Raw genomic sequence first — 12,642 nt, 5'->3', positions numbered from 1 at the left:
GTATATCTAATCAGACCGTGAATGTTTCCCCAAGGACGGACTGATGATCAAAACACACCTAATGAAAATCGCGGGCAGCCTGTTGGCGAGTGTACTTGCATTGACAGCCAATGCTGCCCACTACGTCAAATTGGGGCCTATGGCTGGGCAGTGCGAAACCACCAGCATCAACGACAACGCTATTGCTGTCGGCAACTGCTCGCCGCCCGATTCCAGCGCTAACAATGCGCCTTGGGTGGTAAACCTGAACACACCGAACGCACAGCTAGCACTGAAACCACTGGTGGAAACTCAGCCCTGCTACGCAAGTGCTGTCTCCAACGGTGGCTGGATTGCTGGCATCTGCAAGAACGCTAACAATGTCGATACCGCCGTGATCTGGAACGTGACTACCCCGACAAGCACTCCTACAGCGCTCGCTCCGCTTCCTGGCACACTACTGCGTGCTGCAGATGTACGGACCACCGTCAACGCGTTCAACCAGCGCGGCGATATGCTCGGATCAAGCATCAGCAGCGACGGCAAAGAGTACTCCACAGTTGTGTGGCTTGCCGGAACTGGCACGCCTATGCGCGTTTTTTCGTCGCTACTCGGGTTGGCAGGGTACAACGACGCATGCACTCCTCAGGACATAAACAACACGCTTACGAGCAACTATCCGGGGATTGCCCTGAACTGCCCGGGCAGCAACGGCACTACCGTTCCCAAGTTAGCTCAAGCGAATGCCACCGGTTATACCGTGACACCCTTGCCCCTCGCTACCGGGGCCAACCATTGCGTGGTCACTGGCCTCAATAACGCCCTACAATCCATAGGCTTTTGCGAGTATCCCAACACCAATGCCAACCCGGCCCGAACAGCAGCCTGGAATACACCCACGTCGGCTCCGCTGACTCTGAATCTGGCAATCGGAACCATGAACTATGGACGCGCAATCAATAACAACGGAATTGCCCTGGTAGAGCGCAAGGATAACGACGGCAGGACCAGCTATTTCACGTGGATTCCTCCTGCCGGAATATTTGGTATCCAGCTGATTGAGCCTCCACCGAACACATGGACCCAGGCATTCAGCATTGCTGACAACAACACGGTGGCTCTGAACAGGACTAATGATGCTCAGTACACAGTCGGATGTATCTGGCATCCTGCTTCCGGTGAAATTCCTGCCAAATACAGCTGCCTTGAAGCAATTGACGGTGGCCGAAACAGTGCGCTCAAGGCCGTTTCCCAAAGCGGGAATTATGCCGCTGGTCAGAACGTTGATAGCGAGCAGGACGTTCAAGCTGTGGCGGTAAAACTTTACTGAAAGGGATGCTTACGAGCTCAAACACCATTTAATACTCGACACATTCGACCTAGGAGATTCAGCACATGCCAAACCTCATGACTTCCAGCGGCTTCGTGTCGGCCGTCCTCGTGCTGTTCGCTACCGTAAACGAAAATGCAGCAGCCACTCCCATTTCTTCTGCACCGACATTCGTTGTGCCACAGAACTTCGCAATCACTGTCCGAGCCGCGGAAAACGGTTTTTCTTGGATCAGCTCTCGAACCGATAACCGTTCGATGCAGGAAGTGAGAGCAGTGGGCTCCGCCCGCCTGGAAACCCGCTAGCTCACGGGCACTCATCCAGTTGGGCAACGCTGGCGCGGGGCACGAAGGTGATGGTTTTTTCCTTGGCCTGCCAGGGCCGCACGATGTAGCTGCCATCCGAGTCGGCCATTACCCGCAGTTTTACGCTGCGCTTGGGGTTGTCGGCGTCGACCAGCGCGCCGAGAACCTTGGCGTCTGCCGCCCAGGTCATCAACGTACAAACCCGCCCTCCCGAGGCGGAGCCTTGCAGCGGCAGGCCGCCCAACTTGGCCCCACTCGCCGGGATCAGCCCGAGTAAAACGATGAGCGCAAAGGCCACCAACGAGGCGAACGCCACCGGGTTTTTCTGAACGCGCATGCGCACCACCAGGCAGGCGGCGCTCCCCTGGATCAGAAATAGCACGGCCATTTCGGCGGCCATGAACGGCGCAAAGAACACGGCGCTGTCGGAGTACTCGCTGAAGGCGCGGGAGACCGGCACCGTCACCATCAGAATGACCACCATTTGAATGGCCCCGGCGCCAGCACTGGCCAGCCAGAACTCGCCGGACAACTCACGCAGGGCAACATGGGCGGGCCGGGCACGAATGATGATGCCGACATAGGCCACTACCGCCGCCATGATCGCCACGATCCAACCGAGCGTCAGCAAAAGCCCACTTTCGGCGTTCACGGACAGGTATACGGCGGACATCCAGAACACAAACATCACCAACAGGCTGGCCCCCCAATGTCCCAGTAACCTCCTGTGCTGGGCCGTCTCTTGCGGCGACTGCGGGCTGAGATTGAGTTGATCACTCAGACGCACACCTGTGCCGTTCAGGCGCGTGAACAAGATGAACGTGGGCACCAGGATCGATGCGCCCATCATGCCGATCACAAATACCAACATGGCGAACATCGCTGGCAATGCGGTGAACGCCGACGCCGACAAGATACTCAGCGGCACCTTTTCCATCTGGATGTACTGGTACAGGTACAGGCCTGCCACCGAGAGAATCCCCACCGTCAGCGGCCAGGCACGCTCATTGAGCCAGAACAGCCCATTGCTTAATCTCGTGGCGTATTGGTCGACCTTGTTCGGTGCGGTGTCGTTGCCAACGGGTGAACGTTTTTCCTCTTCCATGGATGTATAGCCCTCTGCAAATGAGGGCCGAATCTTACCCACAATTCCCCGTGGCGGTCTGTCGGATGCGCACACTGCGAACGCCATGAAGCGCCCTACAGCGGATACACGGTTTTCAACTCAAGAGTGGGCCAGGGTATAGTCCCGTTACTTCAGCCGCAGCCGTGCGCCATGCCATGAAACTTGCTCCCGACGACCTCAATCAGATCACCGCCACCACCTTGGGCCATTACAACAAGGTGGCCGAAGACTTCCGTGAAGGCACCCGCGATCACGATGTGAGCCAGAACATCGACGCGCTGCTGCGGCATATCCAGGGCACGCTGCCGTTTACCGTGCTGGATTTCGGCTGTGGGCCAGGGCGGGATTTGCAGACGTTTACGCGCATGGGGCATATCGCCGTGGGCCTGGATGGCTCCGAGCGTTTTGCGCAGATGGCCCGCGAAGACAGCGGCTGTGAGGTGCTGCAGCAGGACTTTCTCAAGCTGGACCTGCCCGCTGCGCGCTTTGACGGGGTGTTTGCCAATGCGGTGCTGTTTCATATTCCCAAGCAGGAACTGCCGCGCGTGCTCAAAGAACTGCATGGCGCGTTGAAACCTGGAGGCGTGCTGTTCAGCTCCAACCCTCGGGGCGAGAACCAAGAGGGCTGGAATGGGCCGCGGTATGGGTCTTATCACGATCTGGAGGCGTGGCGAGCCTTGCTGACCGAGGCCGGGTTTGAAGAGCTGGAGCACTACTACCGGCCGGCCGGGTTACCGCGGGAGCAGCAGCCTTGGTTGGCGAGTGTATGGCGCAAGCCTGCCTGATCAGCGAGCCAGTGAGAGACCATCCACAAAGACTTCACGAATGTCTTTCACTCCACCTGCAAACACCAGCGCGGCATAAGGTTCCTGCCAGGGAGTGAAGCTACCTGGGTCCACCAGGAGCATGTCAGCACGTTTACCCAACTTGAGACTGCCCAGCTTGTCCTCCACCCCCAGCACCTCGGCGCTGCCCAGCGTGTGCATGCGCATCACTTCATAGGCTTGCATCGCGGCCGCCCGTTGATGGACGGCGCGCACCTGATACAAGCCCATGCGCATATTCTCGAAGGGATCCGCTCGGTCGGCACTGGCTTCGCCATCCACGCCCATGCCCACTTTCATGCCCGCGGCGCGATAAGCCAGCACATCCGCCATCCCGGACCCCAGGCGACCGTTAGACATCGGATTCCAGACCATGGCGACACCCGCCTTGGCCGCCGCAGCAGTCAGCTCGGGTGTGGAGTGAATGAAGTGGCCAAAGATCAAGCGCGGCCCGATGATACCCGCCTGTTCAAGTACCGGATAACGGGCGCGCTCCCCCGCGGAATCTGCTACGGACTCAAGATAGTGCTGCTGGTTGCCCAAAGAAAACTCATGCATCAGGTCGCCTTCAACCTGGGCCTGCCCGACCGCAGCGTCGACGAACCCAGCGCCGCCGGCAAGCATCGTGCCCAGATAACGCCCTGATTCAGATTGCGCGTCGGCCCACATCAGGAATGCCGCAGTACGCTCACGGGCCATGGCGGGAGTCCAGCTTTCGCTGATGGTGCGTACATTGAACCCGTGTATCACACGCCCCCCCGCGTCGAGCGCGCCGCGCAGTTGTTGGCGGTCCACTTCGCCGCTGCGGTCCGCCCCGGTATAGGTAAAGTTGAACATCGTGGTAATACCGTTGCGCAGGGACTGGCTCGCACCGCGCCGGGTCAGTTGATAGAGCTGCGCGGCGTCCAGCTTTGGCGCTTCAACGCCGTAAAGCCGGGCAAGCCAACCTTCAAGGTTTTCATTCGCGGCAATCCCGTAGAACCCGCTTTGCCACAGGTGGCTGTGCGCCGACACAAACCCCGGCATCACCCATTGCCCCCTTGCATCAATACGGCGTTGCGCCACTAACCCGGGGGGCGCTTTGCCGGCGGCCAATCCGCTGATGGCGCCGGCCTGATCCACCAGCAGGTAGCCCATGAACGGACGGGGCTGGTCCGGCTCCATGGTAAAGATGTAGGCGTTCTCGATCAGAAGCCGTGGGCCAGCCTGAGGAGACTCGTGCTGGCACGCGATGACAATCAGCAAGCAAAATGCCAACAACGCAGATTTGATATACATGAGGATGACTCCCTTCCTGACCGGCAAGGGTGCCCTCGCTCAATGTAGAGGGTTGCCGGCGCGATACTGCATTACGTTGTCGCCTGCCTCGAACGCGGTAATGCTGTATTCATCAAGGGTGGCCCCAGCGATCTCACGGATTTGCCCAGAGAAGTTGGCAACCAGCCGAGTACCATCGGCAAACGTGGTTTGTTGCACCTGCCGGTCATCGCTCAACCAGCGAAAATCGATCATCGCCTGAGTAGCCAGACGCTGGTGTAGCGCACGGAAAAAGGCATCCTGGCGTTGTATCACCGGCAAGCGCTGTTTGAGTGTAGCTGTGCTCAGGTGATACAGCGGCGGCACGTTATAGAGCAGTTGGGTCAACTCGTTCTCGACCTGCACATTGCTCAGCTTGAGGCTGTCGAACAGCCAATGATGGGTGGTGATCACCGAGCCGTGGAACACCGCCTGATACAACGGCAGGCGCATCGTCGGCTCGAAATACACGGTGCGAAACGGCTCCTTCAACGGCACCGATTTGAAGAACACCGCCGGTTGCTCCGTGGGGTACCAGTTGCCGACGAAGTACGGCGACTGTTGGTCCTTGGTCATCTCAGGATCCCCCCAGCCGATCACCGGGGTCTGCATGCCGTGGGCAAACAGGATGCCCTGGGCGGTGATGGCGTTGCCGTCTTCGGAGCCGGTGACCAGCTTGGGCACGGTGTTTATCCAGCGGGAGGCTTCGATATTGCCTTCGGCGTTTTGCGCCTGGGTCATGCTGGCGTCGCTGCGGTAACTGTCGAACAGCATGCTGGTGGCGTAGGCATCGAGAAACCAGGCGTTGAAACCAGCTTTGGCTTGTACCGCTTTCACCCGCGCCTCCAGCAAAGGCCGTACACAACGCGGGTCGGTGTAGTGGCCGGACTTCTGGAAGCCGGTTTTCAGCTTGCCGTCTTTCAGCACGATCGCGCAGTCGCGATAGGCCTTGGCGCCCAGGTGGGCGGTGGTCCAATCGGGGTTTTCCGTGGCGGACAGGGCCGTTTCATAGGAGTCGTAAGGCGCCATCAGAAAACCGGCATCCACCCCCGCGCGAATCGCTTCGGGATGCCAGAGGCCACCCTCCCAACCTTCGCCCAAGGTCAGCAACAGACGCTGCAGCCCGGCGTCGCGCAGGGCTTGAATGGTGCTACTGCCCCAAGTTTGCGGGCTATCACTCAAGGCCCCCGCAAAGTCCACGGCCAGTTCACTGCGCAGCTCACCATAGCGAGCGGCAAGGCGGGTCATGTCGGGATCTTCCACCTGCCAGGCCTGCCGGGCCTTGGTGTTGATCGCCGCGTTGAGGCCGCGCAGCAGCACGGTTTGCTCATAGCGATTCAAGGGAGTGGACTGCGCCAGCAGCTGTGCGCTCTCTTTGTCCATCAGCGTCTTGAGTTCATGGCTGCGCAGCCGTTTGATCAGTTTCGGCCAATCACGCACATCACCCAAAGCCAGCAGGCCGTTGTCCCAGAGGTACACATGGCTTGCGCCCAGCAGCTTCTGGGCTTCAGGCGTCTGCCGCAGTTTGTCCGCCAACGGTTCATAGCGGCCCTGCTCCACCAGCCACTGGCGGTAGCGCTTGGCGCCAGCCAACGGATCGGCATCGCCCAAGGACAGGCGCAGTGTCATCGGCGCGTCGGGCGCCAGCGGGGTGAATTCGTGGGAAGCTGAGAGGGCCAGGCCGTTGCCGTCGGCTTGCCATTGCAGGCGGTTGTTGTAGGGGTTGGTCAATAGCCAGTTCAAGGTGAAGCCAGCGTGATCCACGCCCCACAGCGGCAGGCTCAGGTCCTGGGTGGTATTGAACTCGCCCCGCTCCAGCAGAAACGCGTTCCAGATGGCATTGCCGGCAGGCACGTAATGCCCCTCGGCCAAGGGCCAGATCAACCCTCGTCCCATGGCCTCGGCGGGCTGGCGCAGCAGGGCCAGCTCACCGGGCTCACGGGCGTTGATGGTCAGGGCCAGGTCGCGCTGTTGCAGGCGGGCGCTCAGGCGATAGGCGCCGTTGTCCCATTGCCAAGTGGCCTGGTCAGGGGTGATCCGCAATTGGCTGACGGCATGCGCAGCCACACCGCTGGAGGCCTGCACCGAGGCTTGGCCCGCAGGTGTCACGCGCAGCGCCAGGGTGGCGGGGTCGAGCTCGACACGCCATAAAGCGTTTTCCAGTACGGTGGCGGCGAAGGTGGGCGGCGCAAGGAGCAACGCGCAGAGCAGCAAGGTGAAACGCAGGCACTGCATGAGGATCGACCTGGGTTTGGAATAAGGACCAGAGGGTACAACATGCAATGGTCAGCCAGGGCGACGTTGGGATTTTTCAGAAGCTTCACACAGCCTCAGTCAGTTAAGGCTTTTTTGTAGGAGCGAGCTTGCTCGCGAAAAACTCACAGGCGCCGCGTTTACTCAGGAAGCACGCGTTATCGTTGACGTTTTTCGCGAGCGAGCTCGCTCCTACAGAAGGGGGGCTGCGCTTAACTGGCAGCCCCTCTCTCAGTGTTAATCCTGTTTCGGCTCGCGGATCTTGTACCAGGCCACATACAGCGCCGGCAGAAACAGCAACGTGAGCAATGTCGCAATGATGATCCCACCAATCATCGCGTAAGCCATCGGCCCCCAAAACACCTCCCGTGCGATCGGGATCATGCCCAGGCTCGCCGCCGCAGCAGTCAGCAGAATCGGTCGACGCCGGTGTTCGGTCGCCTCCACCACCGCATCCCACGGCGTGTAGCCGGCCTCTTCGTATTCGTGGATCTGAGTGACCAGAATCACCGAGTTGCGGATGATGATGCCGATCAGCGCCAGAATCCCCAGGATCGCCACAAAGCCCATGGGCGTGCCCGTGGGGATCAACGCCAGTACCACGCCGATCAGCCCCAGTGGCGCGACACTCGCCACCAGGAACATCTTCTGCACGCTGTGCAACTGGATCATCAGGAAGGTGGCCATCAGGAACAGCATCAACGGCACCACCTTGGCGATAGGCCCCTGAGCCTTGCCACTTTCTTCCACGGTACCGCCGGTGGCGACTTTGTAGCCCACCGGCAAGCCTTCGCTGAATTTCTCGATGGTCGGCGCCAACTGCTTGACCAGGTCGGTCGGCTGCATTTCATCGCGCACGGCGGCCTTGATGGTGATGGTCGGCTTGCGGTCGCGGCGCCACACCAGCGGCTGCTCCAGCTCGTAACGCACGGTGGCGAACGCCAGCAGTGGAATCGAGGTGCCGTTGGGCGTGACGATCTGCAGGTTCTGCAAGGTCTCCGGGGTGCCCCGCTCGGCATCTTCGGCGCGGCCGACCACGTTGATCAGGTAGATATCGTCGTGCACCTGGGTCACCGCCGCGCCGCTGACCACGCTGTTCATCAACTGCGCCACGTCTTCCGACGACAGCCCCAATTGCCGCGCCTTGTCTTGGGCGATGTCCACCCGCAGCACTTTGCCCGGCTCGTTCCAGTCGTAGATGATCTCGCCCAAATGGGTGTTCTGGTCGAGCAAGGTCGCCAGTTCAATGGCGTGCTTGCGCACCTGGTCGATGTCTTTGCCAGACACACGGTACTGGATCGGCCGCCCTACCGGCGGGCCCATTTCCAGCGGCTGCACGTAGCTGCCGATACCGACAAAATCATCGCGCAGGCGCTGTTGCAGGCGGGCGATCAGGGCGCCACGCTCTTCCAGGCCCTTGCTCACAATCACCAGTTGCGCGTAGTAGGGATTTTCCAGCTGCTGGTCCAGCGGCAGGTAGAAACGAATCGCGCCCTGGCCGATGTAGGTGCTCCAACGGGCGATGTCCGGGTCGTCCTTGATGATCGCCTCGAGGCGGTCGACGGCCTTGCGCGTCTCGTTGATCGAGGCGTTTTGCGGCAGGTTCAGGTCGACGAGGATTTCCGGGCGGTCCGACGACGGGAAGAATTGGTTCTGCACAAACTGCATGGAAAACACCGAGGCCACGAACAGCGCCACGGTGATGCCAATCGCCCACCAGCGGTTGCGCATGGCCCACAGCATGCCGCCATTGAAGGCCCGGCCAATGCGCCCTGGCTCGGCGTTGTGCGGTTTCACATTGGCGCTGAGGATATGCACGCCGATCACCGGCGCAAACAGCACCGCCACCACCCACGACACCAGCATTGCCACGGCAATCACCGCGAATAGAGTAAAGGTGTACTCGCCCGCCGAACTGGCGTTGAGGCCAATCGGCACGAAGCCGGCCACGGTCACCAGGGTGCCGGTGAGCATCGGGAACGCCGTGGAGGTATAGGCGTAAGTCGCCGCCTGTTCCTTGGTTTCGCCTTTTTCCAGGCGCGTGATCATCATCTCCACGGTGATCATCGCGTCATCCACCAACAGGCCGAGGGCGATGATCAACGCGCCCAGCGACACACGCTGCATGGTGATGCCGCTGTATTCCATGAACACAAATACCAGCGCCAGCACCAACGGGATCGAGCACGCCACCACCAACCCGGCGCGCATGCCGAGGCTGATAAAGCTCACCACCAGCACGATGATCACCGCCTCGAACAATGCGCTGGTGAAGCCGCCGACGGCCTCCTCCACCACTTCGGCCTGATCGGACACCTTGTGCACGCCGACGCCCACCGGCAGGTCGGCGGTCAGCTCGTCCATGCGCCCGTGCAGGGCCTTGCCGAACGACTGGATATTGCCGCCCTTCTGCATGGCGATGGCCAAGCCAATCGCCGGTTTGCCGTTGAAGCGGAACATCGGCCGCGCCGGGTCCACATAACCACGGCTGATGTCGGCAATATCCGCCAGCCGGTAGAAACGGTCATTGAGGCGCAGGTTGACGTTGGCCAGGTCTTTCTCCGAGGCGAACTGCCCGGAGGTGCGCACGGAGATGCGTTCGGGCCCTGCCTCGATCACCCCGGCCGGGGTCACGGCGTTTTGCGATTGCAGGCTTTGCACGACCTGGCGCTGATCAATCCCCAGCGCCGCGAGTTTGCGCGTGGAGAAATTCAGGTAAATCACTTCGTCTTGCTGGCCGATCATCTCGACCTTGCCCAGCCCCGGTACCGAACGGATTTCGGCGCGCACCTGCTCCACGTAGTCACGCAACTGGCGCATCGACAGGCCATCGCCGGTAAAGGCATACACCGAGCCGAACACGTCACCGAATTCATCGTTGAACGACGGCCCCTGCAAGCCCTGGGGGAAGGTGCCGCGAATGTCATCGATCTTCTTGCGAACCTGGTACCAGATTTCCGGAATGGCCTTGGCGCTGGTGGTGTCCTTGAGGAACACGAACACCGTGGACTCGCCGGGCCGGGTGTAGCTTTTCACGTAGTCGAGGGAGTCGAGTTCCTCGAGTTTTTTCTCGATGCGGTCGGTGACCTGCTTGAGGGTTTCTTCCTGGGTCGCGCCCGGCCAGCGGGTCTGGATGACCATGGTCTTGATGGTGAACGACGGGTCTTCTTCACGGCCCAGGTTCATGTACGAGAACACGCCCATCAGCAGCGCGACGAACATCAGGTACCAGACGAAGGACTGATGCTTGAGGGCCCAGTCGGATAAGTTGAAGCTCCCTTTCATCGCGGGCTGTCCTCGTCGATTTTGACTTTTTGCCCGGGTTTCAGGCTGTTCACGCCGGCGGTGACAATGCGCTCGCCGGGTTTGACGCTGCCATTGAGCAAGGCGCTGTGAGCATCACGACTGATGACCGTGACCTCGCGGGGTTGTACGGTCTGGCTCTGGGTATCGAGCAGCCAGATACGGGTCTTGCCGTCGACTTCCTGCAAGGCGCTCAGGGGCAGTTCGATGCGCGGGGCGATGGCGGTGCTCAAAGTCACGCTGATTGCCGTGCCCAGGCGGAACGCGGGCGGGGTTTCGGCCAGGCTCAGGCGTGCGCGACGGGTGCGCGTGGCGCTTTGGGCCTGAGGCTCGATCTCACGCACCACGGCGGTGGTGTGCACGCTGGGGTCCAATTGCCCGGCGACCAGGAACACCACATCGGCAGGCAGACGTTCAGCCAGGCCGGCGGGCAAGTCGATCACGGCTTCCTTGATGTCCGGACGGGCCAGGGTCACCACCTGCTGGCCGGCGCTGACCACCTGGCCGGCCTCGGCATTCCAGGCGGTGACGATGCCGGCGTGGTCGGTGCGCAGTTCGGCGTAGTTGAGCTGGTCCTTGGCTTGATTGACCGAGGCGCGGGCCTGGTCGAGGGTCGCCTGGGTGGTTTTCAGGTCGGTCTGGGCCACATCCAATTGAGCCTGTGCGCCGACGCCACGGTTGAACAGTTCCTGTTGCCGCCGAGCGTTGGCCTGGGCGTTGATGAACTGCGCCTGTACCCGCGCCAGGTCGCCCTGGGCGGCACGTAATTGGTTCTGCTGGTCGGTGGGGTCAAGCACGGCGAGCACGGCGCCTTTCTGCACTTCGGCGCCGACATCCACGGCGCGACGGGCGATGCGGCCAGGCACGCGGAAACCCAGGTTGCTTTCATAGCGGGCCTGGATGGTGCCGGCGAAACGACCGAGGTTTTCCTGATCTTCAGCCTTCACTTCCATGGACAGCACGGGCCGTATGGGTTCGGGCGGCGCCTCTTCCTTGGAGCAGGCCACCAGCAACAGGCTGACGGCGACAATGAGCGTCAGTTGCTTCATGGCTGCGCTCCGGGTTGGGCGATCTCGACGACCATGCCGGGGTGCAGCAATTGCCCACCGGCTATCACGACTTTTTCACCGCCGTTGAGGCCCTCGCCGATGATCACTTTGCCGGTGAGGTAGCGCGCCACGGTGACCTTGTGCAACTGCGCCTTGCCCTCGCCGTCCACCAGCCATACGGCTGGCTCGTTGAGGTCTTTGGTCAGGGCCGACCAGGGCAGCTCGATGCTCGCCTTGGCCGGGCCATTGGCGGTGGCGCTGACCACCGAGCCCAGCTCCATGCCCTTAGGCAGGCTTTGCAGGGCGATCTTCACTTGCACGGTGCCGGTATTGGCGGCCACGGCGGGCGTGACTTCGCGGACTTTGCCCACGGCCTTGATGCTCGGGTTGTCCAGCAGGCTGACGGTAATCGGCGCGTCGGGCGGCGGCTCAACCAGCAAGGACTCATACACGTTGAACACGGCGTCACGCTCGCCATCGCGGGCCAGGCTGAAGATCGGCACGGTGGCTTGTACCACTTGGCCGACTTCGGCCTGGCGCGCCGTGATGATCCCCGGCGCATCGGCGATCAACGCGGTGTAGCCCAATTGTTCGCGGGCATTGGCCAACTGCGCCTGGGCAGCGGCCAGGGCACTTTGACTGCTGCGCAGCGCGGCCTGGGCGGCGTCGTATTCGCTGCGGCTGGTATAACCTTTGGGCAAGAGTTTTTCCTGGCGCACGAAGGCGGCGGCGGTCTGCTTGACCCGCGCCTGTTCAGCCACAACCTGAGCCTGGGCGGAATCGACATTGGTTTGCAGGTCCTTGGGGTCGAGCTTGGCCAGCACTTGCCTGGCCGTTACTCGGTCGCCCACGTCGACCATGCGCTGGATGATCTTGCCTCCCACGCGAAAGGACAGATCGGTTTGCACCCGCGCCTGGATATCACCGGTCAACGTGACCGCCGCGGCAAAATCCGCCGACTGCACCGTTTGCACGAACACCCGTGAATGCTGCTTGGGCTCGGCCTTGTCTTGGCCACAGCCACTGAGCAGCGCCAGGAGGCCAAGGCTGAAAATAAATGTCGAGGTGCGACCGCCCATGCAGGCTCCTTTTGCGTGATGCCGACGTTCAAGTGTGTATGCGACTGTGAGCTTAGATCAGGGTTCCTTATCTGCATGGAGGATCCCATACTCCAATG

8 protein-coding genes are annotated in these 12,642 nt (G+C 61.2%); 2 read left to right on the top strand and 6 right to left on the bottom strand.

Translation table 11 applies throughout. From position 1 onward, the window contains the following. Window positions 1-43: 43 nt before the first annotated feature. Complete coding sequence (locus E1K68_RS01990; RefSeq protein WP_003187633.1) at window positions 44-1,309, top strand: hypothetical protein; 1,266 nt, start codon at window positions 44-46, stop codon at window positions 1,307-1,309. Window positions 1,310-1,615: 306 nt separating this feature from the next. On the opposite strand, the gene E1K68_RS01985 is transcribed toward E1K68_RS01990, so the two are convergent. Beyond that, window positions 1,616-2,719 carry a hypothetical protein gene (locus E1K68_RS01985; RefSeq protein ID WP_003187631.1) on the bottom strand — a complete coding sequence of 368 codons (1,104 nt, stop codon included), beginning with the start codon at window positions 2,717-2,719 and terminating at the stop codon, window positions 1,616-1,618. Between the two features lie 176 nt (window positions 2,720-2,895). Between E1K68_RS01985 and E1K68_RS01980 the strand changes: the two genes are divergently transcribed. Beyond that, window positions 2,896-3,525 carry a class I SAM-dependent methyltransferase gene (locus E1K68_RS01980; protein ID WP_003187629.1) on the top strand — a complete coding sequence of 210 codons (630 nt, stop codon included), beginning with the start codon at window positions 2,896-2,898 and terminating at the stop codon, window positions 3,523-3,525. Here E1K68_RS01980 and E1K68_RS01975 read toward each other — a convergent pair whose 3' ends face one another. The 5 genes from E1K68_RS01975 to E1K68_RS01955 form a co-directional block, all read right to left on the bottom strand. Then, window positions 3,526-4,842 carry an amidohydrolase family protein gene (locus tag E1K68_RS01975; RefSeq protein ID WP_003187627.1) on the bottom strand — a complete coding sequence of 439 codons (1,317 nt, stop codon included), beginning with the start codon at window positions 4,840-4,842 and terminating at the stop codon, window positions 3,526-3,528. Window positions 4,843-4,881: 39 nt separating this feature from the next. Beyond that, window positions 4,882-7,095 (bottom strand): glycoside hydrolase, encoded by a 2,214-nt coding sequence (locus E1K68_RS01970; RefSeq protein WP_212613721.1) that lies wholly within the window; start codon window positions 7,093-7,095, stop codon window positions 4,882-4,884. Between the two features lie 255 nt (window positions 7,096-7,350). Next, window positions 7,351-10,398, bottom strand: coding sequence for an efflux RND transporter permease subunit (locus E1K68_RS01965; RefSeq protein ID WP_003187624.1), 3,048 nt, complete (start codon window positions 10,396-10,398; stop codon window positions 7,351-7,353). Continuing rightward, window positions 10,395-11,465: an efflux RND transporter periplasmic adaptor subunit gene (locus E1K68_RS01960; protein ID WP_212613720.1), complete on the bottom strand. Its 1,071-nt coding sequence runs from the start codon at window positions 11,463-11,465 to the stop codon at window positions 10,395-10,397. The genes E1K68_RS01965 and E1K68_RS01960 overlap by 4 nt, the downstream gene beginning before the upstream one ends. Further along, the gene (locus tag E1K68_RS01955) at window positions 11,462-12,544 is read right to left on the bottom strand and encodes an efflux RND transporter periplasmic adaptor subunit (RefSeq protein WP_003187621.1); all 1,083 of its coding nucleotides are present in this window, start codon (window positions 12,542-12,544) and stop codon (window positions 11,462-11,464) included. The genes E1K68_RS01960 and E1K68_RS01955 overlap by 4 nt, the downstream gene beginning before the upstream one ends. Window positions 12,545-12,642: the final 98 nt, after the last annotated feature.

The organism is Pseudomonas sp. B2021 (assembly GCF_018135665.1).
GTDB classification, from domain to species: Bacteria; Pseudomonadota; Gammaproteobacteria; order Pseudomonadales; family Pseudomonadaceae; genus Aquipseudomonas; species Aquipseudomonas lactis.
Note: the sequence above shows the minus strand (reverse complement) of the source record. Positions and strands in the feature narration are given on the sequence as shown.